The sequence below is a fragment of the Streptomyces viridochromogenes genome (assembly GCF_001270495.1).
Lineage (GTDB): Bacteria > Actinomycetota > Actinomycetes > Streptomycetales > Streptomycetaceae > Streptomyces > Streptomyces viridochromogenes_A.
This window is the reverse complement of record NZ_LGUR01000209.1, coordinates 1-26493: the sequence shown is the minus strand read 5'-3', so window position 1 is coordinate 26493 and position 26493 is coordinate 1. Positions and strand designations below refer to the sequence as shown.

The window sequence follows — 26493 nt, the reverse complement described above, 5'->3', positions numbered from 1 at the left end:
CTGCTCACTGCTCACCACAGCTCCACCACGAGACGAGGAGACCTGGATCGTGAGACGCAGGCGGCGATCTGGTCTCCGGCCGCCTTCTCCTTGGCCGACAGACAGTGGTCGCGATGGTCCGGTTCGCCCTCGATGACCCGCAGAACACAGGTTCCGCAGATGCCTTCGCGGCAGGAGGTGTCGAGGGGAACACCGTTCTCCTCCAGCACGTCGGCGATGCTCTTGCCGGGGGGCACGGTGTACACCTCGCCGGTGTCCAGTTCGACCTCGAAGATTTCGCAGGGTGCGGCATCCGGCTGCTCGCCCGCCTGGAACAACTCGGAGTGGACCTGATCCGCCGGCACGGCCCGGGTCGCGAGCACGGCGACCTGTTCCATGAAGCCCTGTGGGCCGCATGTGTACACATGTGCGTCCGCCGGTAGCTCCGCCAGTTCTCCGGCGAGTTCGCGGGCCACCGTCTCGCGGCCACGCCCGAAGTGGAAGTCCACCCGATCGGCGAACGCGGAGTTCTCGAGCAGTCCCGCGAAGGCCGCCTCGTCCCGGCTCCGCGCGACATAGTGCAGCCGGAACTCCGCGCCCAGCCGATGCAGTTCGTACGCCATCGCCAGCAGCGGAGTGATGCCGATGCCCGCCCCTACGAGGTGGTGTTCGGCTGCGATCGGGGCTATGCCGAAAAGCTGCCGGGGTTCACCGATGGTCAGCTCCGTACCGGGTTCGACCTTGTCGTGCAGGGCCTGCGAGCCACCGCGCGACTTCTCCTCTCGCTTGACCGCGATGGTGTAGCTGCCGGTGTCGTCCGGCGGCCCGCAGAGCGAGTAGGGGCGGGTGATCCCGGTGGGCCCGGTCACGTCGATGTGCGCGCCGGCCGGGTAAGGGGCGAGGGCGACGCCGTCGGAACGGGCGAGCCGGAATACCTTGACCGCGTCGGTTTCCCGGACGGTCTCGGTGACGGTGACAGTGAACATCCGTCTGCCTTCGCGTTCGTAGGTGGTGCTGAAGAGGGGCTGTCAGCGCATGTACAGGCCGCCGTTGGCGTCCCAGCACGCTCCGGTGACCGCGTCCGCGTGCTCGGCGGCCAGCAGTACGACCATGTCGGCGATGAACTGGGGGCGGCCGAGCCGGCCCATGGGAATCGATGCCTCGATCTGGGCGAGCTTGTCGGGGGCAACCATTCGGCGGACCACGGGCAGGTCCTGCGGCCCCGGGGAGACGGCGTTGACCGTCACCCCCTGCGGACCGAGTTCGCGGGCGAACACCTTGGTCAGGGTGGCCACCCCGCCCTTTGCCGCCGCGTAGTGCGCACCGGTCGCCGTGCCGCCGTTCTGACCGGCCAGCGAGGCGATGTTGACGATGCGTCCGTAGCCGCGTGCGGCGAAGTAGGCGCCGAAGACCTGGCAGCCGAAGAAGGTGCCGTTGAGGTTGGTCGACACCACCGAGGTGAAGTTGTCGGCAGTGATGTCCATCAGCGACTCGGTCGTGTAGTACCCCGCGTTGTTCACGAGGACGCTGACGGCATCCCACCGGTCGACGAGCTGGTCGCGGACCCGTAGGAAGGCGTCCTTGTCCCGTACGTCCAGGGCGAGCCCGATGGCGTTGCGGCCCTCCGGGTCGAGCTCCGCCGCCGTCTTCACGGCGGCCTCCTCGTCCAAGTCGGTCAGCGCCACGCGATAGCCCCGGTCGTACAGACGGGCAGCGATGCAGGCGCCCAAGCCGCGCGCCGCGCCGGTGACGAGGGCGACATGGTGGGCGTCGTCCTCCCAGGTCTCAGCGGTTCCCTGCGGGCTCACAGCAGGAACCCCGATGCCGTAACCGCCTCATCGGAATTGACCAGCCGTACGATCTTCCGGGAGATGCGGGGGCCGTCCGCGCCGAAGACGATGCGGTGGGTGACGTCGGTGGCCAGGACGAAGGTCTCGTCACGCTTGTAGCCGACCAGGATCTGTGCCGAGCACACCTCGATCGCATCCTCCTCGTGCCCGGAGACCACGAACCGGGACACCGAGCGGACCGTGCGGGCCGCAGCAGCCACCGAGATGGAGAAACCGCTGGTGAGGCGCTCGATGCGCATCCGTCGCATCCGGTCGTCGTCGTAGACCAGGTTGAGGTGGGCAGCGTAGTCGGTCGCCTCCCGGTCGATGGGGACGATGTACTCGCCGCCCTCGGCCCACAGTCCGTCCCATTCCTCGTAGCGGCGGGCGTCCAGCAGGTGGGCCTCTCGCCAGATCAGCGACACCGCGGCCAGGGCGCGCGGATCGTCGAGGACAAGTGCGGTGTCCAGGGCGGCCGTGCCTAGGGCTTCACTTGCCATCGGTCATCATCCTCTTCCACATCGCGTAGGCCTGCCGCATGCCGGTCTCGTCGGTCGTGTGGGATGTGGGCTGTCCCAGGTCGTTGGGCTTCTCGCGGGCGAGGCCACGATTGACCAGGATCGGTGTGCTGGGGCCGCCTGTGACGCCGCGCTGCACCCGGTCCCAGGCCTCGGAGTCGTCGGGGCTGCCGAAGCCGAAGGGACCCTGGAAGTGCTCGTGGATGCGCAGGCGTTCGCGGTTGACGATCTCCGGGCCGCCGTCCAGGCCCAGGGCCACGTGCCGGATCTCGGTCTCCGTGACGGACACCGGCCGCAGGACGCGGAAGAACGACATCGACATCGCGACGTTCGGGAACAGATTGAGGTTGAATCCGGCACCGTGAAGGGACCGGACGATGCGCCGGACCCGGTCAGGGTCGAACTCGTGGGACAGCTCCTCGATGATGTGTCCGAAGCGCGCCTGGAGTTGCTCCGTTCCGTCGTCCTCGTCGAGGTCGACGTGCTCGGGGACCATCACCGCGACGCTGTGGCCGTTGCCCAGGGCGTGGGTGACCGCCTTCTCGTCGGTCATGAAGGACAGCATGTTCGCCGTCTCCGCGTCCACCGAGGCCATCCAGGAACGGTGCACGATCGGGAAGTGATAGCCGTCGGTGGTGTTCTCCAGCTGGATCTTCCAGTTGCCCCGGAAGCGGAACCGGTGCTCGCCCTGCACCTTGATCGGGTAGCCGGCACCCTGCTTCATGAACCGGTCGATCCACAGCCGCGCCCCGCCGAGGAAGTCCTCCAGGGGCTCGATGTCCTCGTTGAAGCTCGCGAAGACCATGCCTGCGTAGACGCCGACCTTGAGGCGTTGTAGACCGAGGTCCTTCTTCTCCAGGACGTCCTCGTAGCCGTCCGGGTAGGGGATGCCGCGCAGCTTGCCGTCCAGCGCGTACGACCAGGCGTGGTAAGGGCAGGTGAAGCCGTTGCCGTTGCCCTTGGGCACCTCGCACAGGCTGGCGCCGCGGTGCCGGCAGCGGTTGACCAGAACGTTGATCCCGCCACGGCGGTCGCGGGTGACGATCACGGGCTGTCGGCCGACGTACGCCGTCCGGAAGTCGCCCGCCTTGGGCAGTTCGCTCTCGTGCGCGACCCACACCCACGTCTGGTGGAAGATGCGGTCCATCTCCAGGTCGAACAGCGCCGGATCGGTGTAGAGGGCGGACGACACCCGGTCGTCCTGGGCGAGGGAGTCGATGTCGGGGGTCGTGGTCATGAAGGCTTCTTTTCGGAAGCGGACGCGTTGGTCCACGGTTCGGGCAGCGGGCGGCCGACGCGGGCTTCGATCTTCATGTACCGCCAAAGGCCGCTCTCACCGACCTGGATGGTGCGGAGGAGGTTGCAGGCCGCCGCGACCGTCCGGTGGTCGGGCACCTCGGCCAGGATGTAACAGGTCCACGGCCAGGTGTAGGCGGGGCCGACCACGCTCTGATCGTCGTCAATGGTGCCGAGGACGGTGACGCCGGGCAGCTGGGACAGTTCAGTCAGCATGGTGATGAAGCCTTCCCAGGCCATGCCGTCCTGCCCCGTGGTCATGCCGGTCTGCCCCGTGGGCAAGTCGAAGAAGTTCTGGTTGACGCCGATGCAGAAGAGCACTCGCAAGGGCGCGGAAGCAGTCTGGGACATGGAGAGTCCTTCGTTGTCGTTGGTGGCGAAGTCGTTGGTGGCGAACGCCGTGGGAAGGAGCGGCTAGAGGTAGCCGGGGAAGGGCTGGACGCCCATGAGGACGGCGCCGGCGCCGTCGTACATGCCCTCCTGGAGGAAGGCGTGCTGCGGGACGACCGACGCGTCGCGCAGGTAACGCTGCATGGGATGACCGTCGGCGATGGCGGGGATGCCGCTGAGTTGGTATGCGGCCCTGACGACCTCGAAGGAGGTCTTGGCGAGGTGGGCGGAGGCCAGCCTCAGCAGACTGGCCTGGCCTGCGGTCGCGGGATTCCCCGCTTCGACCGTCGCCCAGACCTCTTCGGTGGTCTCGTAGAAGAAGGCGCGTACGGAGCGGAGTTGGGCCTCGGCCTGTCCGACCGCGATGCGGTAGGTGGCGCGCTCGGCGGGCTTGGGGGCACCGGTGTAGCCGGTGCGGCCGCCGTTGGCGATGGCCAGGTCGAGGGCGGCCCGGGCGATGCCGAGGCCGACGACGGCCAGGCTCTGCGCGGCGTACGGGACGGCCGGGTAGCGATAAAGGGGTTCGTCGACGGTGGGCTCGCTGCCGCGGACGAACGTCCACTCCTCGGGCACTACGACGCCGTCGACCACCAGGTCGTGGCTGCCGGTTCCCCGCATTCCGATGACGTCCCAGTTCTCGGCGATCTGCACCTGCTGGGGTCGCAGCACGGCGGTCAACGGCGGGCCGGGCTTCTCCCCGTCGACCTTGATGCCCACGCCGAGGACATCCGCGCCCTTGCAGCCGCTCGCGAACTTCCAGCGGCCCGAGACCCGGTACCCGCCCTCGACGAGTTCGGCGGGCTGCGTGGGGAACAGACCGCCGGCGAAGGTCAGGTCGGGCCCGTCGGCGTACAACTGGGCCTGGCTCTCCAGGGGCAGTGCCGCCAGATAGATCAGGGACGAGCCGAAGCTGGCGACCCAGCCGGCCGATCCGTCGACCATCGATATCCGCTCGATGATCCGGAGGAATTCGGCCGGTGGCAACGCATCCCCACCGAATCGCTTCGGAGTGCCGACCCGGTAGATCCCCGCCTTCTTGAAATCGGCGATCACATCCCGCGGAACATGCCGCTTCTCCTCGAATTCGGCGCGCCGCTCCGCCACCACCGCAAGTACGTGGTCGAAATTCGACCGGTACGGCGATTCGGCTCCGGGTGAACCCCGGGAATCCAGCATCTGCGTCATAAGAAATTCTCCTCGCATTGCCGAGCGGTTCCTCCTCCCGCCTTCCTCTAAAGCTATGCTGCGGAGCGGCGGGCGACAATGGGGAGTTCGATGAACCGCGTAGGGGATTTCCCCTACGTGTGACCGGCGCTGCGGGAACGATCTGCCGTTTCTCCGACGATGAGGGGCAGCCTGAAACTGAACACGGCACCTCGGGGCAGGTTCTCGACCGCGTGAATGCTGCCACCATGACGGGTAATGATGCGGTGGCTGAGGGCCAGGCCGATGCCGTTGCCGCTGTCCTTCGAACTGAAGGCGCCGTCGAAGATCTGCCCCGACGGGAAGGCCTGCAGGCCCTCCCCGTTGTCACGCACCATGACTTCGGCGTATGCGCCGCTCCGGCGCGTCGCCACGGTCACCGTCCGCGTTTCGACCGGCCACCGGGCCATTTCCTCCACGGCGTTGAAGGCCAGGTTCATCACCACCTGTCCGATGAGAACCTTCTCGCACTGTACGGGGAGGGGTTCGGACGTGGGCTCCCAGCGCAGGGCGACGCCGTTCTCCCGGGCTCGTATGTCGACGAAGTAGGCGCAGTCGGCGACGATGTCGTTGAGGTCGGCGGCCTGTTCCGACTGTTCGAGACGTACGACGTAGTGCCGCAGACTCGACATGATCTGTGCCGCCCGGTCGATCTGCAGGGTGGCGTTCTTCAGCCCCCAGCTCAGGGGTTCGCGCTCCGTCCTGCCTGCGTCCAGCCGCCTTCGTACGCCTGCCACGAAGTTGTGTGCGGCGGCGATTGGTTGGCTCACCTCGTGGGCGATTGCCATCGCCATGTCTCCCATGGCGTTGTACCTGGCCAGATGGTTGAGATACTGGGCATCTCGCCGATGCTCCTCCTCCGCACGGACGCGGTCCGTGATGTCATGGAAGAGCAGAAGCCGGCCGCGGAGATCGTTCTCGATGTCGATGTGCTGGCATCGCACCGCGAACCAACGGCTGTCTTCACCGGAAGTACTCAGCCGAAATCGCCGGTTGCTCGGTAGCCCACTCTGCGAGGTGGTGTCGAGGACTGCGCGCAGTACCTCTGCTGATTCCGGATCGAGGAAACGCGTGAAGGTCTCACCCAGGAGAGCGTCGGCATCGGTGCTGAGCAGCGCACCCGCGGACTCGCTGGCGAACAGTATGCGCCCGTTGTCGTCGAGCACGACGATGCCCTCGTCGAGGTTTCGCAGGAAGGCCTGCAGCCGCCCCTCCGTGCGGAACAGATCGCGCCGGGTGGCCGTCTCCTCCGCGATGTCCCGGAACTGCACCATCACCACCGGACCTGCTTCCAGGTCCACTCGGACGGCGATGGCTTCGGTGAGGATGTCCACACCGGTCTTGGACCGGTAGCACCATTCGATGGCGCTGGTGCCCTCGTCGACGGCTCGCTGCAGCCAGCTGACGCCGATCTCGCGCGCGTACTGACGGGCGTTGGAACTCATGTCGGGCGCCTTCAGCGGCTTCATCTCGTCAAGGGTGAAGCCGAGGACGTCACAGGCCGCCTGATTGGCCCAGAGGATCTCCTTCGTCTCCGCGTCATGCACCAGAACGCAGTAATGGAGCGCGGCGAAGAGCCGTCCGAAGTCGGCGAGCGTGATGTCAGGCATGGGATGTCCTTCGGCACACAAGCGGTTCGCGGTCACATCTCGGGCAGCCGCACGCCGGAACGAAGTATGTCCCCCACCAACGCGCCGAGAGTCTCGGCTCCGGTCTTCTCCCGGATACGCGCCCGGTGTGTGTCGACGGTCTTCAGACTGATCCCGAGCCGGCCTGCAATGGCCTTACTCGGGACGCCGACGACGACTAGTCGGAGTATCTCCCGTTCACGGGGGGTCAGGACAGCGAGACGGTCTTCCAACGCGCGCCGCCCGGCAAGCTCGGCATGACGTTCGCGTGCGGTGCCGAGGGCACGCTGCACCACTTCGAGCATGTGCTGGGGATCGTACGGCTTCTCCAGGAAGTCGACCGCACCCTGCTGCAGCGCCCGTACCGACATCCGGATGTCACCGTGCGCGGAGACGAAGATCACGGGGAGCGGGATCCCTGAGGAGTTGAGGATCTCCTGCACCTGAAACCCGCCGACCTCCGGCATCCGTACGTCCAGGATGAGACAGGCGGGACGTTCCCGGTCGAAGGTGGCGAGGAACGAGGCGGCGTCGGTGAAGCACTCCGCCCGGATGTTCACCGAGTCCAGCAGCCATGCCAACGAGGCGCACAACTGCTCGTCGTCGTCCAGGACGTAGGCGATTCCACGCTCGTCGGTCTGCGCCGCCCCGGCGTTCTCGGCTGCCCATGCGGTCACGGTCGTCTCACTGACTCCAGGCCGCCTGCGCGGTCCAGTACTCGCTGCCGTCGGCGCTGATACCACGCTGCCACTCGGTTGTGCGGCGAAGCTTGGGCTCGGCCTTCGCGGTCGCGGCGTCAGCACCGTCGGGGCCGTCCTCCTCGACCTGCCAGTGCACCCAGTTGACCTCGTTGCCGGCGTTGTCGTGCATGAACAGATCCACATGGTGCCAGCCATAGCCGTGGGTGTCGGCATAACAGGTGAGCAAAAGAGAGTGCGCCGCCCCGTCCGTACCGTGGGTCGCCTCTGCCGTACCGGTCATAGCTCCTCGCTCAGTGTGTTCCTCGTGTCATGGGCTCGCCGCCGAGCGGAGCACTGAACAGCCGCTCGGTGCGAAACTCGGAGATCTGCGCCTGAGCCCGGCCCGTTCGGAAAACCACGTCGAGGCGGGCGACGAGGATCTCACTGCTGCCGTCCGCGTAACGGGCCAGCTGCTGCATGAGCCAGTTCCCCCTGACGACGGACCCGTCGCATTCGGTTGTCCCGGGAAGCAGCAGATGGACGTTGGCAGCGAAGTGGTCGTGGGGCGGGAGATAACCGGCCAGCATCCGGATGACGTCCGCCCTGCCCTCATTGCGGCCAAATTTTTCGGCGTACTGGCCGCCGATTCCTTCCCATACAGCGTCCTCGGTGAACAGCTGAGCCAGCTCGGCGAGCACGGCGTCGGGCTTCTCCGGGGTGGGCACGTCACACAGCCGCAGATAGCGGGTCAGGCACTCCACCGCCCGAGCTGTGGCTGCGGCCGCCGAGTCATGGTGCGTAGGCATGCTGAAAACGCTAGGGCGGGTCTCGACGCATCATGTCGCACCGGGTGCACGGGCTGTCGCCAATGGGTGCACCGCACGCGAGTGAGCTGGGCACACCTGCGGCGTCGCTGGTGACCTCGGCCGGCGATGCCGCTGTGGACGGCGTCGGCGCCGTGTGACTTCCGCGTCCCACCGGAGCGGGCGAGCCGTCACGGAGGGGCGTACCAAGGCAGGCAGTTCACTCTCCAGCGGAAAGCCGGTCACCGATGACCACAGGCATCGGTCCCGGCACATGCCCCAGGAGCGCCTGCCGACGGTAGTCGCGGGGCGTGTGGCCGTACGCCGCCTTGAAAACGCGCGCGAAGTGACGGCCGTCGAGGAGCCCCCACCGCGCGGCGATCATGGCGACGGGCTGGTCCTTGGTCGCCGGATCGGCCAGCTCGCGTGCACAGTGCTCCAGACGCCGGGCGCGAATCCAGCCGGCGACCGTCGTCTGCTCCGCCGCGAACAGCTTGAACAGGTAACGCCGTGAGATGCCATGCGCCTCGGCGATGACATCCGGCGAGAGATCGGGGTCGGAGAGGCCACGCTCGATGTAGTCACGTATACGGAGCGTCATCGCCTGGTGGGGCGTCGGCGGCGCCGCGACATCAAGCCGCTCGAACATCAGCGCGGTCACCAGGGAGACGGCTCCGTCGACCAGACGCGCCGTCGCGGGGCCGCCACACTTCGCAGCCTGCTCGGCAAGTGAACTCAGGAAAGGGGAGACGATCGCCCCGAGGCCCTCCCTGGCCGCGATGCGCTGCCCCGTCAGTCCGCGCAGGGTGTCCGGTCGCAGAGGGATCATCGGGCGCGGCAGAAGCACCAGCAGGGCACGGAAATCGCACTCATACGTGAACGAGTACGGGCGCGAGGTGTCACAGATGGCCAGGTCACCCGGGCCCAGCCGGCCGTGGGAGCCATCCTGTTCGACGAGTCCGGTGCCTGAAAGCTGCAGGTTGATTTTGTAGAAGTCCTCCTGACGCCTTGCCGCCAGCGCCGCCGTTCGCCGCACCCGCAGGGGTGCCGCGCTCATGGAACTGAGCTGCAGAGCGCCGACCTGGCTGCTGATGGCCTTGGCGTGGAAGGGGCCCGCCGCACCCGGGTACGCAGCGAGGGAGACGGGCATCGCGCGGGATATTTCGTCGGACCAGAAGTCGAAGCGCTCGCCCGGGGAAACTTCATCGGTAGTCAGGACGGTTTGCATGGACGCGCTCCACCTGTCGAAGTTGCGTGTTCACCGTAGCTTCATCTTTTCCCTCAGGGGTAGGCCTCGGCCTCGAATCCCCGGCGGCGTCCCGGCGCGGCGGCCGGCTAGCAGGGCCGTCCCGAGCACCGTCTGGAGGCCGCCGAGGAAGGGCCCGTCGCCAGACCGCGACGGGCGACGGGCGGAATCTACCAAGGGAGAGATAATGCATCATGGTAAGATTTCATTGCCTTGAGCAACTAGCTCCCGCTGATGAGGCATACGCGGCCGCAGCCACCCTCAGCAGGCGCGGTGTCATCACCAGGTGGAGCGAGGGAGCCGAGCAACTGCTCGGCTATCGGCAGGAGGAGGTGCTGGGGCGACCGGCGGTCGGCCTGCTCGCCAACCCCGCCGGCGAAGACCGGCGGCCCCAGTCCCTGATCAGTCGGCACAGCTGGAGCGGAACCGTCGTCTTGCAGCACCGGGACGGCCACCCTCTGGAGGTTGGCCTCCTCGCGCATCAAGGTGTGACGGACGGAGACGTGGTCGAGTGGTTCCTGATGGCCGCTGTGCCACAGGAGCCGAGTCCGCGTCCGGGCGAGGGCATGACGGTGCGCGGATTCGATCAGGCCCCGTGCGTGCTGGCGATCTTCGATACACAGTTGCGGCTCGTGCGCGCGAACGTCGACATGGAAACCGCCGTCGCCATGAAAGACGACCAGATGCGTGGGATGCGCCCACCCTAAATCCTGGAACATCCGGACTCCCACCGGAATGAACAAGCCATGCGCCGGGTCCTGGAGACCGGCGAGCGGCTGCACCTGGAGAACTACCTCCAGGTGCCGGGTGAGAGCCGCGAGCATGCCTGGTCGATCTCTCTGGCTCCGCTCAAGGACCGCCCCGGTCGATTGCGCGGCGTGTGCTTCGCGGCCCGCGACATCACGGAGCAGTACCGGGCCCGGCAACGGCTGCTGTTGGTCAACGAGGCCAGCACCCGCATCGGCAGCACCCTGGACATGGCGAGCACGGCTCAGGAGATGGCCGACGTCGCCGTCCCGCGCCTGGCGGATTTCGCAACAAGTCGACCTCCCTCCCGTCCTCCTGTGGAGAGCATGGCCGCGAGGCACCCCGCGCTGAGCCGGACGTCCGACTCCGCCGTTGCCCAGTGGCTGGCGCAAGGCTCGGTCCCGCGCAGCGGCCACGGATTCCACTCGGTGATCGTGGTGCCGATCCGCGCCCGCGGCACCACTTTGGGGATTGCGACGTTCTACCGCCATCAGCGGGCGGAGCCGTTCGACCAGGACGATCTCCTGCTGGCCGAGGAGATCATGGCGAGAACCGCGGTCTCCATCGACAACGCCCGCCGGTACACACTCGAGCGCACAAGGGCCGTGATGCTCCAGCGCAGCCTGCTGCCGAAGAAGCTGCCCAGACAGGCGGCTGTCGACGTCGCGTCCCGGTACCTGCCCGCCGGGGACCGGGCCGGCGTGGGGGGGCGATTGGTTCGACGTGATACCGCTGTCCGGCGCTCGGGGGGCCCTCGTCGTGGGCGACGTCGTGGGCCACGGCATCCAAGCCTCCGTGACCATGGGCCGACTGCGCACCGCGGTGCGCACCCTGGCCGACATCGATCTCGCACCCGACGAACTGCTCACTCACCTCGACGACGTGGTCATTCGGCTGAACGCCGAGGCCACCACCGCTGCGGACACACCCGGAGATGTCGGTGCCACCTGCCTGTATGCGGTCTACGATCCGGTTTCCCGCCGCTGCACCCTGGCCAGCGCCGCTCATCCCATGCCCGCCGTGGTCACGCCGGACGGCGAGGTCGCGGTCCTTGAGCTGCCCGTAGGCCCGCCCCTGGGCCTGGGCGGTCTGCCCTTCGAAGCAGCGGAGGTCGAACTGCCCGAAGGGAGCCTCCTCGCTCTCTACACCGACGGCCTCGTCGAAAGCCGGGATCGGGACATCGATGAGGGGATCGCCGAGCTGTGTCACGCTCTCGTTCAGCCGGCCCCCTCCGTGGACGCCGTCTGCGACACCGTACTCAATGCGCTGCTTCCCGCACGGCCCGACGACGACATCGCGCTCCTGCTGGCTCGTACCCGCGCCTTGAGCGCTGATCAAGTAGCCACCTGGGATCTCGACTTCGACCCAGCTGTCGTGGCCCACGCCCGACGCAGCGCCTCCGACCAGCTCACGGCATGGGGGCTGGAGGAAGCCGCCTTCATCACGGAACTGGTGGTGAGCGAACTGGTCATCAACGCGATCCGCTACGGCCGGCCCCCCCCCATTCACCTGCGGCTGATCCACGACCGCACGCTCATGTGCGAGGTCTCCGACGCCAGCAGCACCGCACCACACCTGCGTCGGGCCCGCGTCTTCGACGAGGGCGGCCGCGGCCTTCTTCTCGTCGCCCAGCTCACCCAGCGGTGGGGCACACGCCATTCCCACAATGGCAAGACCATCTGGGCCGAGCAGGACGCCGTCTGAAGCGCATCTGGCGCCTCTGTGCACGCTGTGCGACTTCACCGTGCACTCCCTGACTGGACGCGGACCCCACCAACCATGAGGCTGACCGCACGCAGACGGAACCCGCTCACGGCCAACGTCCGATCAATGCGCCTCAGGGGCAGCCTCGACCTCAGCGAGGAGTCACACCATGACCGTTTCCTTCCTGCTCTCCCCAGAGCACGAGCAGATCAAGGCCACCGCTCGCAGGTTCGGCGAGGATCACCTGGCCGACCTCACCGCGCGGGTGAAGGCGGAGCCCGACCCGCTGACCCGTGCCCTCCTGATGCGGCCGGTCTTCGAGAAGGCCGTCGCAGCAGGCTTCCTCAGGAGTCTGATCCCCGTTCCCTTCGGCGGCGGAGCCACCAGCGGCATCGACGCCGCGATCTTCATCGAGGAGTGGGCCAGTTACAGCCCCGACCTCACGATCTCCTTCGCCGGACCGCTGATCGCCCTGGCTCCCGTGTTCGAGGTCGGCACCCCCGAGCAGATCAAGCGGTTCGTCGCGCCCTTCCTGGTCGAATCCGGCTCGCCGGTCGCGGCCATGGCCTACAGCGAGCCCGGGGGCAGTGCGAACTTCGACGCAGAGGCCCCGGCCGAGGGGACCCGCACCACGGCCGTTCTCGATGGCGACGAGTGGGTCATCAACGGACGCAAGGCGTGGTCATCGCACCTGTGCGGCTGGGACGGCGACGGCCCCGACCTCATGACGATCGTCTGCAGGACTCCGGGAGGGGTCTCGCTGATCGTCGCCGAGCGGGAGCACTTGGCCGGCCACATCGAGGTCGAGGAGTACTACGACCTGCCCGGTCTCAAGGGGTGTCTGACGACGCGCATCCGGCTCAAGGACGTGCGCGTGCCGCGCGAAAACCTCATTGGCGAGGAAGGCCAGGGCGTGGCGCTGACCCGCAACGCCTTCCTCATCAGTGGCGCATCCATCGGTACGTTCGCCGTTGCCGCCATGCGGCAGGCGTTCGACATCGCCTACCGGTTCGCGGTCAGCGAGAAGCGCGGGGGCCTCGTGCCCATCATCAATCACCAGGCCGTTTCCGATGCACTCGCTGACGCCAAGGGCAAGATCGAGGCCGTCCGGCTTCTGTCCTGGCGTGCGCTGGACGCCGTGGTGTCACAGCACCCGGCAGCAGTGGAGCTGGCACTGCACTCGAAGATCTACGGGTCGGAGACCGGCGTCGAGGTGATCAACGATCTCATCAAGGTCGTCGGTGTCTCGGCGTACGACAACAACTTCCCGATCCTGGCCCATCTGGCGGACGCGCTGTCCTACCCGATCATCGAGGGCAGCAACATCGGAGTGCGCCGCCGGCAGATGCAGGAGCTGTTCCGTACGCCGGGCTACGACCCCCTGGCCGCCTCAGGCATGTCCTGACCCGCCGACTGCTGCACCAGACATTCCCATGGGTAAGGCCGGAGCACTTTCAGTGAGCAGCCGGCCTCTTTCCACAAACAGAGAGAAGGGTGCGAATCATGCTGAACGGGAATCTGTCCGGAAAAACCGTCGTGATCACGGGTGCGGGCTCCGGGATCGGGCTGGCCACCGCGTACCTCGCCGCCGAACGCGGAGCTCATGTCGTTCTCACTGACCGCACCGAGGACCGCATCAAAGAGGCTGCGGAAGAAATCGGCACCCGTGCCTCCTACCACGTGCTGGATGTCACGGACTCCGCTGCCATCGACGACGTCATGGGATCGATCGGAACCATCGACCACCTGTTCACTCCGGCAGCGGGAATCACCATGGCCCCGTTCACCGAACTGAGCGAGGAACAGGTTCGGGACTTCTTCGAGACCAAGTGGTGGGGGCAGTACCGGTGTGTCAGGGCCGCGCTTCCGCACATACCGAAGGAGACGGGCTCGATCACCCTGATGTCGGGATATCTCTACCGGAAGATCGAACTCAACTGCTCCGCGTTCGCCGCGGTCAACGGCGCTGTCGAGGCCACCGTCAAGTCTCTCGCCATCGAACTCGCACCGCTGCGCGTCAACGCCATCGCGCCCGGCCCCGTGGACACTCATGCGCATCGTATGAGCACCGACGAACACCGCGCCTTCCGCGAGGCGGTCTCCGCCCAACTCCCGGCCGGCCGCCCCGGAACGGCCGAGGAAATCGCCCACTCCGTTCTCTATCTGATGGAGAACACCTTCACCACCGGCATCACCCTCGATGTCGACGGCGGAAAACGATGACAACGGATGTACATCGGTCGCTCTTCCCTTACAGAGAACTGTCCGGCGCGTCTCGCCAGACGGAACAACACGGGCTGGACCAGGATCCAGCGCACAGAGGATCGCTACAGATGGATCAGCAAGAACAGGCCGGGATCGCCCAACCGGGGCCTGGTCCGCTCGGCGGTCACCGGCAGCACTCCCGCCGTCCGGGCGTTCCCCTCGTCATGGGAAGCGGGGCCCTCCTCGCAGCACAACTGCTGCTCATCCTCACGGTACCGGGCTTCGTGGGCACTCGTGTCCTCGGCGAAGTGACCATCGGCCTCGTCCTGCTGGCGGCGCAGGTACTTCTCCTGCTCGCCGCAGCGGTCCGGTACGACCGTCCCACCGGGCACCGCCTCACCCTCACTACGCAGAGGCGGACATGAGACCGGACGTCCTGCTCACGGTGTCACCGACGAACAGCGACACCCGTGGATTCGTCCTGGTGGTGTTTCTGGGATTCATTGTGGCGATCCTGTTCATGGGTGTCTTCATCGGCCCGGAGGACAACGACGTCGACGGCTTCTACACGGCCGGGCGCAGAGGTGGGGCGCTGGGTGGGGCGCTCGCCATCGCCGGCGCGCTCGTCTCCGCCGACATGGTCGTGGCTGTTGGGGGCTTCGTCGCGTTCTCCGGGTACGACGGCTTGTTCGTCGCGCTGTGCAGCGTGATGTCCCTGCTCGTCCTTCTGCTGCTGACGGCTCGGTTGCGCGGGCGGTTGCGCTACACGCTCGGCGATCTGCTCGTCGAGCGTGCTCCTGGGCCCGCGGTGAGACTCGCCGGAGCCGTCGTGACTCTGTGCGCCGTCCTCCCTTTGCTGATCCTGACACTCGTCGGGGGTGGGGTCAGCATCGCCCGCTTCCTCGGACTGTCCGGAACGGGAGCCGAGCAGACGGTTATCGTTCTGTTCGGCAGTCTGATCGTCCTCGCCACCATCTTCGGCGGGATGCGAGGCACTCGTATCCTGCAGATCGTCAAGACGGTCGTGTTGTTTATGGGCCTTGGGACACTGGTCTTCCTGGTGTTCTGGCGCCTGGACGGGGACGTCGGCACGCTGTTCGGTTCAGCCGCCGTCAGCAATGGTCAACCGGGTGCCATCTTCCGGACCGGCCTCGGGCTCTCCAACTCCGATGGATCGTTGAGCAGGTTGGACTTCGCCGGTCTCGTACTCACGACGGTTCTCGGGGCGGCGTTCATGCCTCATGTGACCATGCACCTGAAGACCGTGTCGGACGGGGGCAGAGCGCAGTCCATGGTGCGTCGCAGCATCTTCGTCGTCGCCGTGTTCGCTGTCTTCGTGGGAGTGTTGGGCCTGGGAGCCTCCGCTTTGGTCGGGAACGAGACGATCATCGCCACCGACCCCAGCGGGAACGCCACGGTGGACCTCTTGATCGTGGAGTTGGTACGAGGTTTGTCCAGCTCCACGGGCGGCGCCCTGCTCATCGTGCTCGTAGCCTGCGGGACATTCGTCACCACACTCGCGGTGGTGGCGGGAATCACGCTCGCCGCGGCGACGACGATCTCACACGATCTGTACGCCAAGCTGCTGGGCGGGGGCAGGGTCAACCAGGCCCACGAGGTCTCGGCGACGCGCTGGGCGTCGGCGGGCGTCGGTGCCCTCGGCATCATGCTGGCTGTCGCGGCGGTGGAGGTGAACCTGCGCTGGCTTGCGAACATCGCCTTCTCGATTGCCGCTTCCTGCATACTGCCCGCAGTGCTGCACGTCCTGTACTGGCGCCGGTGCACCAGAGCCGGGCTGCTGTCGATGCTGTACGGAGGGCTGTTCTGCACGCTCGTCCTTCAGTTCTTTTCTCCGGTTTTCTCCGGTGAACGAGCCGCGCTCTTTCCCCATCAGGATTTCTCCTGGTTCCCGCTGCACACCGCCAGCCTCATTTCGGTTCCGATAGCCTTCCTGCTGGGTTCGATTGGAAATGCTGTGGGCACACGGAGGCGAACCACCGCCGATCACGGATTGCGTCCCCGCGCGCACCACGGCACCTAGCCGACGAGGCCCGAAAAAACAATTTGTCGACCGTCGTGTATCCCGAGGAATTCCACCTCGCATACACTTTCCCATTGCCGAGGTGTTGACGTGAGTGCATTCGTTCTCTTTGAGGGCACGAAAATCATCGACGATGAAAAGCTGGAAAAATACAAGGACCTGGTACCCGCCACGATAGCGAAGTTCGGCGGAAGGTACCGAGTCCTGGGGGGGAATCCGTCGGTCGTCGAGGGCGACTGGAGTCCTTCGCACCTCGTGATGATCGAGTTCCCTTCGTTCGAGCAGGCCAAGGCGTGGTACGAATCCTCGGACTACGAGCCTCTGAAGCAGATGCGCTTCGCCAGCGCCGAGGGCACGGGCATCATCATGGAAGGGCTCCGCGACGCCTACCGGTAGTTCGTTGAATCCGGTGGTGGTGTGGGTTGACGGAGACACCTCAGGCGCTCAACGTGTGAAGCAGCCGCGGCGAGAGCGGTCGGAAAGACTGTGTGTTCGTCGAACAGGGTGTGGTGCTTGAGGCAGTAGTAGAGCTGGCCGAGCATGGTTGAAGCACTCAGCCTTTTCCAACCTCGTGCAGGTGATGGGGCCTTGGGCTGACAGCGCGGTGAAGCCTCTGGTAGATGGGTTTTCGACCAAGAGAACCGTCTCCACCAGAGGCTTCGCATGCTTGTCTACCCGTCCGGGATCGACGTGTCCGGCTCCGCCCTGCGCTTCCTGTCCGCCCGGCTGCGGGACCATCGCCGGCAACGCGGCACTCGCTGGCGGCGGCTGAACCCCGGTCGTCAGGCCCTGCTGACGCTCGTCCACCTGAGGTGCGGGCATACCTACGCCCAGCTCGCCGCCGGGTTCGGCGTCGGGACCACCACCGCCTACCGGTACATCGCCGAGGCCGTCGAGGTCCTCGCCGCCCACGCCCCGACCCTCGCCGAGGCGATGAAGACCGCCTGCCCCAAGGCATTCGTGATCCTGGACGGCACGCTGCTGCCGATCGACCGGATCGCCGCCGACCGGCCCTTCTACTCCGGGAAACACAAGAAGCACGGCATGAACGTGCACCCATGAGGGCTGGGGGTGTCAAGGCACAGGGTCACCTGTTCCGGCGGCTGGGTTCTCCGTCGGGATGGAGCGACGCTATGGAACGTGGGCACGCAAAGCGGTGTCCCGGGGCATGGTCAGGCGGAGAGGACTCACACGCACCCATTCGGCGCCGGGAATCGGCGCCATGACCGTGGTCCGGGACCGGGCTGCTCATTCAGGTCATCGAGAGCGCCGGTGGCGTCTCATGCACATTCCCGAGCGCACCCGGGGCTTGCGTCCTTCCACGCAGGTGGCGTTGGTCCGTCATGGCGAGCAGCAGGGCATCGCTGTGTCACGCGCCGCCTCGTCGGCCTCGCGCAGCACGTGGTAGGCGCGGGTGAGGAGTTTGCGAGCGACCGCGATGATGGCGATCTTCTTGCCGCGGCGGTGGGCGATACGTGCGTAGAAGTCGATGTAGTCCGGGCTCCGTTTCGCGACGTGTGCGGCCTCGCACATGATCCAGCGCAGCCACGGGTCGCCCTGCTTGGAGATGTGTCCGTAGCGCACGGTACGGTCCGAACCGCGCACCGTTGGGGTGAGCCCGGCCGGCTTGCGGGCCGACCCGAACCGGGACACATCGCCGAAAGGCGGCTCCCCGGTTACCGAAATCAGGGAGCCGCCGACTACTCGTATATCCACTGCCATGACCTCACCGCCACACCGAAAGGCAGGACACGATGCCCCATAACCTCACCTGGGAGGTCAACGGGCGGGGCCCGTGATCAGTGGCCGCAGTCGGATACTGATCTCTGGCAGGCAGGAATGGACTCCTTGTGCCGACGGACAGGTCGGCTCCGGGGGACGCATCACCGAGGGCGAGGTGCCGCCCAATGTCTTGGATGCGTTGCCCTGACCAGAGGGCGTTTCCGATCCCGTCGGAATGTACGCCGCGAACTGCCCGGCCCGGTGACACCGCGGTCTAGCATCATGGCCGTCGTCGAGGATATACGCCTTGGTGAAGAGATCACTGATGGCGTTGACCGCTGCGGAGATCGCCGACATTCGGCGCTACGCCAAGGAACTGGCCGACCAGGCGCCCCCACTCACCCCCGAGCAGCGGGACCGCCTCAAAGCCCTGCTCCGGCGCAAGCCGACCGAGTCGAAGCCAATCGCCGCCCAGAAGAGGCCCCCACCAGGCCGGTGTTTCAGCACCAGACCGACAGGGGCCAGTCCACCCCGCACCTGCCGAAGGCCCGGCTTCTCGCTCGCCAGCGACCGGGGCCCAACGAAGAAACGGACCCCACCACTACGGCAGACGCCAGCAGCGACTTTGACGACATCATCTCGGCATCTCGACCACCGGCAGCCTCTGCCCCGCCGTGCTCGAAGCGCGGGCCAAGCTGCGGTTGCGGTTGCGGATGCCCCGCAAACCCGGTGGCTGCGCTTCGTGGCCGGCGAGGGAGAGCACTGGAAAGTGCCATCTCCCACCGTCCTCTATTCGATCTTGAAAAATGGTGAAAAACAGCAGGTCAAAGCGGCTCAGGACCTCGAAGCATGAACTGGTTCATGAAGTTCATCTCGACCAAGAGCTTCATGCCGTTCGTCTATTACCGCGTCGCGCTCGGCATCGTCATCATCGTCCTGGTGGCAGCGGGCGTCCTCAGCCGCACGCCGCGGAGTCGGCGGGCTGACGCACCGCGGCCACCTCTGACGGCCCTCGCCCAGCAGCTCGCCCGCGTCGCCCCGGCGCACCTGGAACGCTGCCGCGCCTCGGCGCTCGACTCGCCGGACGCGGCGCCCGGCCGCTCGACCGGTGCCGACGCGGGCCTGATCGCGCTGCTCGACCGAGCGATCTCCGGTGGCCCCGGCGGGGACACGGGCTTCCTCGACCTCGGCGGCCTCCTCACGAATCTGTCGGCCGCCGGGCAGGACGCCGCGGCCGCCCGCGGATTCGGCGGTGGATCCAACGGTGACGCACTACTGACCTACCGCCCTACTGACCGCAGAGTCAGTACGAGCACGCCCCCGCGAATTCCGTGACCAATCACATACGTTGTGCGTAGCCGTCCGGTAGCGCACGGTCAGTCTTTGCCCCTAGGCTTGTCCGCATGTCCCCCCATTCCTTAGGCCCTGGTTCCGTGCGGTCTGCTGCCGAGGTGAACGAGGAGATTCGCGCCCTGTGGCTGCGCGCCGGCGGCTCGCTGTCCGCTCAGGAGCGTGCGGAATACGAGCTGTTGGTGGTCGAGTGGGCGGCCGCCATCCGCGGTGAGATCATCGAGGCCGCCTGAGGTCCGAACCACCCGGACCGCCCAGACCCCACGTGCCTAAGATCCACTCCATGGAGCATCTGGATCACGTACCTGCTCGCCGTGGCCTGGTCATCTTCCTCAACGGCACGTCCAGTTCGGGCAAGTCGAGCATCGCGGCCGAGCTGCTGCGGATCCTCGACGAGCCGTATTTCCACCTGCCGGTCGACGCCTTCCACGCGATGCGCTCCCGCACCCCGGTACCGCCGGACCAGATCGCCACCGTCCTCCACCGCACCTGGCGGGGCTTCCACCGTGCGGTCGCCGGTATGGCCGCGGCCGGCAACAACGTCGTCGTCGACCATGTGCTGAGCGCCGACTGGCGACTGCGGGACTGTCTGTCGCTCTTGGTGCCGCAGGACGTCGTGCTCGTCAAAGTGCACTGCAGCCCGGAAGAACTGGAGCGCCGGGAGCGCGCACGGGGTGACCGGCCGCCCGGCCTCGCCGCCGGCCAGTTGGAGCGGGTGCACGCGCACGCCGTCTACGACATGGAGTGCGACACCAGCGACACCACACCGCGGGAGTGCGCCGGCCGTATCAAGGACTTCCTGAGGGACCGGCCCAGCCCGACCGCCTTTGAACAGCTGCGGGACGGGAGAGACCAGCAACTGCTCTGAGCCCGGCAACAGTTCGGCCGCGCGCTCCGGTTCATCCGGCCGCGCACGCGTCCAGGTGGTCACGTGCCTCGTCAGAGCGCCGCACGTGCTTTGTCTATGCACCGCAGCGTGCCCTTGTGCGTGACCCACCTGCTCAAGGTGTCCAGCTCCGCCCGCGCTGCCCGGCCTCCGGTCAGCCCCAAGGCGACGATGCCCGCCTCAGCCACATGAGGCGAGCGGGGAGTGTCTCCGGACCGGGGATCCAAGGAGGTCTCGACGAGGCCGACGAGAGCATGGACCGTGTCCGGCAGCGGCGGAAGAAGGGCGAGCATCCAGGCGAGGCCGCGCAGCACATGGGAGTTGTGGGGGTCGAAGCCCGCGTTCACATCGAACGGGAGGTGCGGGTGGCCGACAAGCGGCAAGGTGCGAGCCCGATCAGCCAGCTCGAACCACCTCAGCACCGCTCGCCGCGCTTCCTCAGGGCCGACGGCGTCCAACAGAGCCGATCCGGTCCGTCTCCACTTCGCCGACGGGGCGTGGGCACTGGCGGGGGCCGCATGCTCCAGCAGCCGCTGCCACGGCTCTCCTCCGGCAGCCGCTTCCCTGAGTGCCGTGTCGGCCCAGGGTTCTCCGGGGTTGAGCACCGGCCCGGGGAAACGGGCCAGCAGGTCGCGCATTCCGGGTTCCGCGCCGTTGGCCGCCGCCTGCGTACGTCGGAGGCCCGGGAGGGTCACCGCCGCACCGGTGCGCCGGAAGGCGGCCAGGACGGCCGGGTCGGGCGTGCGCCCGGCTGCGAGTTCCGCGTCGGCCAGTTCCCAGATCCGGTGGGTCGACCAGACGAGGTACTGGTCCCTCAACCGGAAAAGCTGTTCCTGGCGTTCGGCAGCCAACAGGTCCCCGTCGAGCCCGCGGGCGACTCCCGAGGCGACCATGAGCAGTTCGGTGCGGAAGTATCCCGGATCGCGCCTGAACTCCTCGGCCGACCACTCGTCTTCCACGTGGGCATACCAACGGGCCCATGTTTCGGCGAGCTCCAGCCGGTCCTTGTCGGGCAGTGCCCGCAGGAGCCGCATGTTCTCCGAGCCCACGCCCGTCATGGAGCCGTTGTCGCAGGCGGCCCGCATGACGGCGCGAGCCAGTTCTGACACATCGCCACGCTCGGCGAGGGCCCGGTACCGGGCGGCCTGTTCTGCCAGGACCTGGGTGTTCCTCAGCCATCTGCTCATGGCCGGAAGACTAGAAGGAGCCACTGACATCGAACGCGTCCGGCGGCGGCTCAGACTGCCTCCCGCCTCAGATTGCGTCCATGACACCCGGACACCCGGACCTCCGGACACCCGGACCTCCGCCGAATATCGCTGCACGCCCTCTTGGCTCCGTGCACCCCATGCCCAACACTGAGCCGATGACGCAGCGTGTGGAGCTCGCCACCCTCAGGGACCGGCTGGCGGTCGACGGAATGATCACCGACTATGCCGTGGCCGTGGACGACGGTGACTGGGAGGCGTACCGGAGCCTGTTCGCCCCCGACGGACGCGCGGACTACCGCTCGGCCGGCGGCATCGAGGGGGACGCCGGGAGCGTCGCCGCCTGGCTCGCGGACAGCATGCGGCTGTTCTCGATGCGGCAGCACCTGATCGTCAACCGCAGGGTGCGCTTCGGGATCCTGGAACAGGACACCGGCGACACGGCCAGGGTCCAGGCCGACTACATCAACCCGATGCGCTTCGCCGGGAACGGCGAGGGCTCCTCCGCCCCCGACTTCGTGTGCGGCGGCCGGTACGCCTTCGGGCTGCTGCGCACGGACGACGGCTGGCGGTTGCGCGAAGTGGTCGTCCAGGAGAAATGGCGCCGGCTGCCCGAGCGGACCGCGCCCGCGATGATCGACTGAGCCAGGTCCACTGTCCCGTTGTCAGTGCCTGCGAGCACACTGGAAGCACCACGGGGTAGGAGGCGATGCATGAAGACGATCAACCGCTGGCTCGCCTCCCCGTGGCGCCGCTCGATCGCCGCCGTTCTGGCCGGTGCCCTGCCCGTGCTCGCCTTCCCCGAGCCGTCGTGGTGGTGGTTCGCGTACGTCGCCCTGGTCCCGTGGTTGGCGCTGCTCCGCTCCGCACCGACCGGGCGGCGGGCGCTGTACGACGGCTGGTGGGGCGGTTTCGGCTTCATGCTGGCGATGCACCACTGGCTGCTGCCGAACCTGCATGTGTTCACGTTCGTCATCGCCGCCCTGCTCGGTGCGCTGTGGGCCCCGTGGGGCTGGCTGGTGCGCCGCTTCCTGGCGGCCCGACCGTCACCGGGCCGGGTCACGGCGGCCCTCGCGGTACTGCCGTCCGGCTGGCTGCTGATCGAGCTCGTCCGCTCCTGGCAGGGGCTCGGCGGGCCATGGGGCGTGCTGGGCTCCAGTCAGTGGGAGGTGGAGCCCGCGCTGCGGCTCGCCTCGGTGGGCGGGGTGTGGCTGATCAGCTTCCTGGTGGTGGCCGTCAATGTCGCGGTCGCCGTGCTGGTGGCCGTGCGCAGCTGCCGGGTCGCCGCGGTGGCCGGCCTCGTCGCCGCGGCCGTCGCCGTCTCGGCCGCCTGGGTGTGGTCCCCGCGCCCCGACGTCGAGGACCGGGTCCGCATCGCCGTCGTCCAGCCGGGCGTCATTCAGGGCGCGGGCAAGGCGGACCGGCGGTTCGACCGGGAGGAGCAGCTCACCCGCGAGCTGACCGGCCAGGGCGCCGACCTCGTCGTCTGGGGCGAGAGCAGCGTCGGTTACGACCTCGACGACCGGCCCGACTTCGCGCGACGCCTCGCGACGCTGTCCCGGGAGACGGGGGCGAACATCCTGGTCAACGTGGACGCGCGGCGCTCCGACAAGCCCGGCATCTACAAGAGCTCGATCCTCGTCGGCCCGGACGGCCCGACCGGCGCCCGCTACGACAAGATGCGGCTGGTCCCCTTCGGTGAGTACATACCGGCCCGCTCGCTGCTGGGCTGGGCCACCTCCGTGGGTGAGGCGGCGGCCGAGGACCGCAGACGGGGCACGGAACAGGTCGTGATGGACGCCGGGCACGGGCTGCGGATCGGTCCGATGGTCTGCTTCGAGTCCGCGTTCTCCGACATGAGCCGCAACCTCGCGGACGACGGCGCCCAGGTGCTGATCGCCCAGTCGGCGACCTCGACGTTCCAGCAGAGCTGGGCCCCTGAGCAGCACGCCTCACTCGCCGCGCTGCGCGCCGCCGAGACCGGCCGGCCGATGGTGCACGCGACGCTGACCGGGGTCTCGGCCGTGTACGGACCGAGCGGGCAGCGGGTCGGTTCCTGGCTCGGCACGGACACGAGCACGAGCGCGGTCTACGAGGTCCCGCTGGCCGACGGCGTCACACCGTACGTCCGCTTCGGCGAGTGGCCGGTGTACGCGGCGTTGCTGATCATGGCCGCCTGGTGCACGACCGAGGGCGTACGGGCGAGGCGGCTGCGCCTCAGGCGGCGCCCCGATGCCGAACCGCGCGAACAACCCGCTCGCACACCTGATGAGTCACCGGCGCGGGGCGGACACTGACCAGCTCACCCACACGGCGGCCGCCCGGTCGACTCAGGCGGCGGCCAGGTCCTCAACCGCCCGGACAACCCGCTCGCACATCTCATGAGTCGCCAGCGCGTCCCGGGCGCTGAGCACCTTCCCGGCACGCACGGCGTCGAGGAAGGCCAGCACCGCCTGTTCGATGCCGCGCTGCCGGGCCACCGGCACCCAGTCCCCGCGCCGCCGTACGGTCGGCTGGCCCTTGTGGTCGACGATCTCGGCGAGGTTGAGGACCTGCCGCTTGGTGTCCTGCCCGGACACCTCGAGGATCTCCTCGGCCGAGCCGCTGAGCCGGTTCATCACGCCGAGCGCGGTGAAGCCGTCCCCGGCGAGCTGCAACACGACATGGTGCAGCAGACCGCCCTCGACCCGGGCGCGTACGGTCACGTCGGCGACCGGGCCGGGCGCGAGGAAGCGCAGCGTGTCGACGACGTGGATGAAGTCGTCCAGGATCATCGAGCGGGGCTCTTCCGGCAGTCCGATCCGGTTCTTCTGCATGAGGATCAGCTCGCGCGGATGGTCGGCGCACTGTGCGTAGCCGGGGGCGTAACGCCGGTTGAAGCCGACGGCGAGGCTCACGTCGCGTCGCTCGGCGAGCGCCACCAGCCGCTCGGAGTCGGCGAGTCGGTAGGCGAGCGGCTTGTCGACGTACGTCGGCACCCCCGCCTCCAGCAGCCGGGTCACGATCTCCGGGTGCGCGACGGTGGGTGCGTGCACGAAGGCGGCGTCGAGGCCTTGGGCGAGAAGCGAGTCGAGGTCCGTGTGCCGCCGCTCGGCCGGCAGATGGAGGCTGTCGGCGACCCGGGCGAGCGTGGCGGGCGTGCGGGTCTGCAGATGGAGTTCGACCCCGGGCTGGACGCCGAGCACCGGAAGGTAGGCCTTCTGCGCGATGTCACCGAGTCCGATGCAGCCGACCTTCACGGGGTGTGCTCCTCTTGTGGTTGCCTGCCGGGGTCTGCCTGGAAGCATACGGCCGCTGCGGGGGCCGCCGGCCGGCGATGTCCTCGAAGCCGCGCAGGACCAGCGCGGGCGCGACCTCGGACAGGGCGGCGAGCGTCGAGTTCCGTACGGCGATCGCGGCACGGCCGGTCATCATCTCCATGTCCGTACGCACGCCGGGCGCCACCTCGCGCGCCGATCTCGTCGCCGACACCGCACTCGCGCTGCTCGCCGAGCGGAGGAGGCGCGGGCTCACGCACCGGGCGGTCGACGAGGTGGCCGAGCTGCCGCAGGGCTCGACCTCCAATCTGGCGCGCACCCGGCAGGCGCTGCTGGAACTGGCGGTGCACGGGCTCGCGGAGCGTGAGGCGCGGCTGCTGGCGCTGACGCTGGAGGAGATGCCCGATCCGCGAAGTGGCCTCGACTCGCCGGCCGACGGCCTGGCCCTGGCGACGCACCGCGCCCTGACCCGCAACCGCGAACTGACGCTCGCCCGCTGCGAACTGGCCCTGGAAGCCGCGCGCCGCCCCGAGCCGCGCGCCCACTTCGACGCCACGGGCGCCCGCTTCCGCGACCAGCTCACCGCCCTGGTGACCGCCGCGGGCTCGACGGATCCGGCCCGGCACCTGCTGTCACTGGTCCGCCTGGGCGGACGGGCTGATGTTCAGCTGCGTCGCCGAGTCGCTCAGCTCGGACGTGCCCAGCCTGGACCAGGTACGGGCGGGGCTGCGCGAACTGCTCGACGGAATGTTCGGCCGTTGATCCCGACGACCGTGAAAACTGCTGGTGAACCAGCCCGAGGTGGGCAACGATGCGGGCATGACAATTGAACGCCTTGAGCCCTCCACCACCGCCGACGAGCGCACGATGCTGGAGGGCTGGCTGAACTACCACCGGCAGACCCTCGCATGGAAGTGCGAAGGCCTGACCGACGCCCAGCTCAGGACCGCCTCCGTGGAACCGTCCGAGCTGACCCTGATGGGCCTGGTGCGGCACATGGCGGAGGTGGAGCGGGGCTGGTTCCGCCAGGTACTCATGGGCGAGGACGCGGGCCCGATCTATTTCTCCGAGGAGGACCCGGACGGCGAGTTCCACCTCACCGAAACCGACACCTGGGAGGAGGCGTATGCCACCTGGCAGGCCGAGATCGACAAGGCCCGCCGCAACGCGGCCGGCTTCGGCCTGGACGACGTCTCCAATGGCAGGAGCCGGCGGACCGGCGAGCAGTTCAACCTGCGCTGGATCATCACCCACATGATCGAGGAGTACGCCCGCCACAACGGCCATGCCGACCTGGTCCGCGAGCGCGTGGACGGCTCCACCGGCGACTGACGTCAGCGGCGGCGGGACCACACCGTCCGTACGGGGTCAGAGATCACCCGTACGGAGCAACGTCTGCTTCTCCGTCGCCCCAACAGCCGCTGGAACCAGCAGAGTTGTGCGCGTGCATCGAACGACGACCACCGCAACGCTCCTGGTCACCGTGGCCGTCTCGGCCCTCTCGGGCTGTACGACGGTCCAGCAGTCGCCGGCACCCGGCGGGCCGGCGGCACCGTCCCAGCCGTCGGCGCCGCGACCGGGCGGGACCGCGGAACCCGAGATCGTGCAGGCGCCGGCCGAAGAGGCCCTGACACTGATCGGCCCGTCCCGCCCTCCGGCCCCCGCGCCGTCCGCGGCGCGGTTCCGCCGTGCACACCTCCAACAGGGCCAGCCGCGGGGGGCGGGGAGACCACCCCCCCCCCAACTGCCACCCCCCCCAAAACGGGGAGGAGCCCCCCCGCCACAACGGCCATGCCGACCT

At 67.9% G+C, this 26493-nt stretch carries 26 protein-coding genes and 4 pseudogenes; 14 read left to right on the top strand and 16 right to left on the bottom strand.

All coding sequences use genetic code 11. The features are described 5' to 3' along the window. Nucleotides 1-11 precede the first annotated feature (11 nt). The 11 genes from ADK36_RS26715 to ADK36_RS26665 form a co-directional block, all read right to left on the bottom strand. On the bottom strand, nt 12-965 hold the full coding sequence (locus ADK36_RS26715; protein WP_053199348.1) for a PDR/VanB family oxidoreductase: 954 nt from the start codon (nt 963-965) through the stop codon (nt 12-14). A gap of 42 nt (nt 966-1007) precedes the next feature. Then, nucleotides 1008-1787, bottom strand: coding sequence for an SDR family NAD(P)-dependent oxidoreductase (locus ADK36_RS26710; protein WP_048584074.1), 780 nt, complete (start codon nt 1785-1787; stop codon nt 1008-1010). Then, entirely contained in the window at nt 1784-2308 is a 525-nt protein-coding gene (locus ADK36_RS26705) for an aromatic-ring-hydroxylating dioxygenase subunit beta (RefSeq protein WP_107083831.1), read from the bottom strand. The genes ADK36_RS26710 and ADK36_RS26705 overlap by 4 nt, the downstream gene beginning before the upstream one ends. Next, entirely contained in the window at nt 2298-3563 is a 1266-nt protein-coding gene (locus tag ADK36_RS26700; protein ID WP_048584073.1) for an aromatic ring-hydroxylating oxygenase subunit alpha, read from the bottom strand. The genes ADK36_RS26705 and ADK36_RS26700 overlap by 11 nt, the downstream gene beginning before the upstream one ends. Beyond that, nucleotides 3560-3973: a hypothetical protein gene (locus ADK36_RS26695; RefSeq protein WP_048584072.1), complete on the bottom strand. Its 414-nt coding sequence runs from the start codon at nt 3971-3973 to the stop codon at nt 3560-3562. The genes ADK36_RS26700 and ADK36_RS26695 overlap by 4 nt, the downstream gene beginning before the upstream one ends. A gap of 63 nt (nt 3974-4036) precedes the next feature. Next, on the bottom strand, nt 4037-5197 hold the full coding sequence (locus ADK36_RS26690) for an acyl-CoA dehydrogenase family protein (RefSeq protein WP_048584071.1): 1161 nt from the start codon (nt 5195-5197) through the stop codon (nt 4037-4039). A 113-nt stretch (nt 5198-5310) separates the two neighbouring features. Continuing rightward, nucleotides 5311-6861: a PAS domain-containing protein gene (locus ADK36_RS26685; RefSeq protein ID WP_234329882.1), complete on the bottom strand. Its 1551-nt coding sequence runs from the start codon at nt 6859-6861 to the stop codon at nt 5311-5313. Continuing rightward, complete coding sequence (locus tag ADK36_RS26680; protein WP_234329881.1) at nt 6858-7520, bottom strand: response regulator transcription factor; 663 nt, start codon at nt 7518-7520, stop codon at nt 6858-6860. The genes ADK36_RS26685 and ADK36_RS26680 overlap by 4 nt, the downstream gene beginning before the upstream one ends. Before the next feature lie 7 nt (nt 7521-7527). Then, complete coding sequence (locus tag ADK36_RS50450; protein WP_048584069.1) at nt 7528-7824, bottom strand: hypothetical protein; 297 nt, start codon at nt 7822-7824, stop codon at nt 7528-7530. Nucleotides 7825-7834: 10 nt separating this feature from the next. After that, nucleotides 7835-8329 carry a nuclear transport factor 2 family protein gene (locus ADK36_RS26670; RefSeq protein WP_048584068.1) on the bottom strand — a complete coding sequence of 165 codons (495 nt, stop codon included), beginning with the start codon at nt 8327-8329 and terminating at the stop codon, nt 7835-7837. A gap of 217 nt (nt 8330-8546) precedes the next feature. Then, nucleotides 8547-9554: a helix-turn-helix domain-containing protein gene (locus tag ADK36_RS26665; RefSeq protein WP_048584067.1), complete on the bottom strand. Its 1008-nt coding sequence runs from the start codon at nt 9552-9554 to the stop codon at nt 8547-8549. 212 nt (nt 9555-9766) lie between these two features. On the opposite strand from ADK36_RS26665, the gene ADK36_RS51570 reads away from it, so the two are divergent. The 4 genes and pseudogenes from ADK36_RS51570 (at nt 9767) to ADK36_RS26650 (ending at nt 14246) form a co-directional block, all read left to right on the top strand. After that, nucleotides 9767-10279, top strand: a complete 513-nt coding sequence (locus ADK36_RS51570) for a PAS domain-containing protein (RefSeq protein ID WP_338117141.1) — start codon at nt 9767-9769, stop codon at nt 10277-10279. A 57-nt stretch (nt 10280-10336) separates the two neighbouring features. Continuing rightward, a pseudogene (locus ADK36_RS26660) lies at nt 10337-12023 on the top strand (ATP-binding SpoIIE family protein phosphatase); the annotation flags it as partial. A gap of 169 nt (nt 12024-12192) precedes the next feature. Then, entirely contained in the window at nt 12193-13428 is a 1236-nt protein-coding gene (locus ADK36_RS26655) for an acyl-CoA dehydrogenase family protein (RefSeq protein WP_053199346.1), read from the top strand. Between the two features lie 98 nt (nt 13429-13526). Then, entirely contained in the window at nt 13527-14246 is a 720-nt protein-coding gene (locus ADK36_RS26650) for an SDR family NAD(P)-dependent oxidoreductase (protein ID WP_053199344.1), read from the top strand. Between the two features lie 104 nt (nt 14247-14350). Here the strand turns inward: ADK36_RS26650 and ADK36_RS49020 are convergent, their stop codons facing one another. Then, nucleotides 14351-14620 (bottom strand): hypothetical protein, encoded by a 270-nt coding sequence (locus tag ADK36_RS49020; protein WP_048584064.1) that lies wholly within the window; start codon nt 14618-14620, stop codon nt 14351-14353. 29 nt (nt 14621-14649) lie between these two features. Here ADK36_RS49020 and ADK36_RS26640 point away from each other — a divergent pair, with 29 nt between their 5' ends. The 3 genes and pseudogenes from ADK36_RS26640 to ADK36_RS26630 form a co-directional block, all read left to right on the top strand. Continuing rightward, a complete protein-coding gene (locus ADK36_RS26640) occupies nt 14650-16269 on the top strand; it encodes a sodium:solute symporter family transporter (RefSeq protein ID WP_053199342.1) in 1620 nt (539 codons plus the stop codon). 90 nt (nt 16270-16359) lie between these two features. After that, complete coding sequence (locus ADK36_RS26635; RefSeq protein WP_063776904.1) at nt 16360-16665, top strand: DUF1330 domain-containing protein; 306 nt, start codon at nt 16360-16362, stop codon at nt 16663-16665. A gap of 267 nt (nt 16666-16932) precedes the next feature. Next, nucleotides 16933-17322 (top strand): annotated as a pseudogene (locus tag ADK36_RS26630) (transposase family protein); the annotation flags it as partial. A 288-nt stretch (nt 17323-17610) separates the two neighbouring features. Here the strand turns inward: ADK36_RS26630 and ADK36_RS26625 are convergent. Continuing rightward, nucleotides 17611-17991 (bottom strand): transposase, encoded by a 381-nt coding sequence (locus ADK36_RS26625; RefSeq protein WP_078942714.1) that lies wholly within the window; start codon nt 17989-17991, stop codon nt 17611-17613. 855 nt (nt 17992-18846) lie between these two features. Between ADK36_RS26625 and ADK36_RS46715 the strand changes: the two are divergent. The 3 genes and pseudogenes from ADK36_RS46715 to ADK36_RS26615 all read left to right on the top strand — a co-directional run. Next, nucleotides 18847-18977: pseudogene (locus ADK36_RS46715) on the top strand (undecaprenyl-diphosphatase); the annotation flags it as partial. 417 nt (nt 18978-19394) lie between these two features. Further along, nucleotides 19395-19574, top strand: coding sequence for a hypothetical protein (locus tag ADK36_RS46710; protein ID WP_078916819.1), 180 nt, complete (start codon nt 19395-19397; stop codon nt 19572-19574). A gap of 50 nt (nt 19575-19624) precedes the next feature. Continuing rightward, the gene (locus ADK36_RS26615; RefSeq protein ID WP_053199335.1) at nt 19625-20209 is read left to right on the top strand and encodes a chloramphenicol phosphotransferase CPT family protein; all 585 of its coding nucleotides are present in this window, start codon (nt 19625-19627) and stop codon (nt 20207-20209) included. Nucleotides 20210-20280: 71 nt separating this feature from the next. Here the strand turns inward: ADK36_RS26615 and ADK36_RS26610 are convergent, their stop codons facing one another. Next, a complete protein-coding gene (locus ADK36_RS26610) occupies nt 20281-21414 on the bottom strand; it encodes a hypothetical protein (RefSeq protein ID WP_053199333.1) in 1134 nt (377 codons plus the stop codon). A 179-nt stretch (nt 21415-21593) separates the two neighbouring features. Here ADK36_RS26610 and ADK36_RS26605 point away from each other — a divergent pair, with 179 nt between their 5' ends. Continuing rightward, nucleotides 21594-22079: a nuclear transport factor 2 family protein gene (locus ADK36_RS26605; protein WP_048587409.1), complete on the top strand. Its 486-nt coding sequence runs from the start codon at nt 21594-21596 to the stop codon at nt 22077-22079. 69 nt (nt 22080-22148) lie between these two features. Next, the gene (gene lnt, locus ADK36_RS26600) at nt 22149-23732 is read left to right on the top strand and encodes an apolipoprotein N-acyltransferase (RefSeq protein ID WP_053199331.1); all 1584 of its coding nucleotides are present in this window, start codon (nt 22149-22151) and stop codon (nt 23730-23732) included. A 33-nt stretch (nt 23733-23765) separates the two neighbouring features. On the opposite strand, the gene ADK36_RS26595 is transcribed toward lnt, so the two are convergent. Together ADK36_RS26595 and ADK36_RS49015 are read right to left on the bottom strand one after the other, a co-directional pair. Continuing rightward, nucleotides 23766-24674, bottom strand: coding sequence for a Gfo/Idh/MocA family protein (locus tag ADK36_RS26595; protein ID WP_048587407.1), 909 nt, complete (start codon nt 24672-24674; stop codon nt 23766-23768). Then, nucleotides 24646-24867 carry a hypothetical protein gene (locus ADK36_RS49015; RefSeq protein WP_159391201.1) on the bottom strand — a complete coding sequence of 74 codons (222 nt, stop codon included), beginning with the start codon at nt 24865-24867 and terminating at the stop codon, nt 24646-24648. Before ADK36_RS49015 ends, ADK36_RS26595 begins: the two co-directional genes overlap by 29 nt. On the opposite strand from ADK36_RS49015, the pseudogene ADK36_RS26590 reads away from it, so the two are divergent. Beyond that, nucleotides 24854-25454 (top strand): annotated as a pseudogene (locus ADK36_RS26590) (TetR/AcrR family transcriptional regulator). The gene ADK36_RS49015 and the pseudogene ADK36_RS26590 sit on opposite strands and share 14 nt — an antisense overlap. 57 nt (nt 25455-25511) lie before the next feature. After that, nucleotides 25512-26024, top strand: coding sequence for a DinB family protein (locus tag ADK36_RS26585; protein WP_053199384.1), 513 nt, complete (start codon nt 25512-25514; stop codon nt 26022-26024). The last annotated feature ends 469 nt before the right edge of the window (nt 26025-26493 follow it).

Excerpts from the sequence above, each read along its gene's own strand:
- ADK36_RS26715 (WP_053199348.1), bottom strand. The coding sequence starts at position 965 with ATGTTCACTGTCACCGTCACCGAGACCGTCCGGGAAACCGACGCGGTC.
- ADK36_RS26705 (WP_107083831.1), bottom strand. The coding sequence starts at position 2,308 with ATGGCAAGTGAAGCCCTAGGCACGGCCGCCCTGGACACCGCACTTGTC.
- ADK36_RS26700 (WP_048584073.1), bottom strand. The coding sequence starts at position 3,563 with ATGACCACGACCCCCGACATCGACTCCCTCGCCCAGGACGACCGGGTG.
- ADK36_RS26695 (WP_048584072.1), bottom strand. The coding sequence starts at position 3,973 with ATGTCCCAGACTGCTTCCGCGCCCTTGCGAGTGCTCTTCTGCATCGGC.
- ADK36_RS26690 (WP_048584071.1), bottom strand. The coding sequence starts at position 5,197 with ATGACGCAGATGCTGGATTCCCGGGGTTCACCCGGAGCCGAATCGCCG.
- ADK36_RS50450 (WP_048584069.1), bottom strand. The coding sequence starts at position 7,824 with ATGACCGGTACGGCAGAGGCGACCCACGGTACGGACGGGGCGGCGCAC.
- ADK36_RS26670 (WP_048584068.1), bottom strand. The coding sequence starts at position 8,329 with ATGCCTACGCACCATGACTCGGCGGCCGCAGCCACAGCTCGGGCGGTG.
- ADK36_RS26665 (WP_048584067.1), bottom strand. The coding sequence starts at position 9,554 with ATGCAAACCGTCCTGACTACCGATGAAGTTTCCCCGGGCGAGCGCTTC.
- ADK36_RS51570 (WP_338117141.1), top strand. The coding sequence starts at position 9,767 with ATGGTAAGATTTCATTGCCTTGAGCAACTAGCTCCCGCTGATGAGGCA.
- ADK36_RS26655 (WP_053199346.1), top strand. The coding sequence starts at position 12,193 with ATGACCGTTTCCTTCCTGCTCTCCCCAGAGCACGAGCAGATCAAGGCC.
- ADK36_RS26650 (WP_053199344.1), top strand. The coding sequence starts at position 13,527 with ATGCTGAACGGGAATCTGTCCGGAAAAACCGTCGTGATCACGGGTGCG.
- ADK36_RS26640 (WP_053199342.1), top strand. The coding sequence starts at position 14,650 with ATGAGACCGGACGTCCTGCTCACGGTGTCACCGACGAACAGCGACACC.
- ADK36_RS26625 (WP_078942714.1), bottom strand. The coding sequence starts at position 17,991 with ATGGCAGTGGATATACGAGTAGTCGGCGGCTCCCTGATTTCGGTAACC.
- ADK36_RS46710 (WP_078916819.1), top strand. The coding sequence starts at position 19,395 with ATGTCCCCCCATTCCTTAGGCCCTGGTTCCGTGCGGTCTGCTGCCGAG.
- ADK36_RS26615 (WP_053199335.1), top strand. The coding sequence starts at position 19,625 with ATGGAGCATCTGGATCACGTACCTGCTCGCCGTGGCCTGGTCATCTTC.
- ADK36_RS26610 (WP_053199333.1), bottom strand. The coding sequence starts at position 21,414 with ATGAGCAGATGGCTGAGGAACACCCAGGTCCTGGCAGAACAGGCCGCC.
- ADK36_RS26605 (WP_048587409.1), top strand. The coding sequence starts at position 21,594 with ATGACGCAGCGTGTGGAGCTCGCCACCCTCAGGGACCGGCTGGCGGTC.
- lnt (WP_053199331.1), top strand. The coding sequence starts at position 22,149 with ATGAAGACGATCAACCGCTGGCTCGCCTCCCCGTGGCGCCGCTCGATC.
- ADK36_RS26585 (WP_053199384.1), top strand. The coding sequence starts at position 25,512 with ATGACAATTGAACGCCTTGAGCCCTCCACCACCGCCGACGAGCGCACG.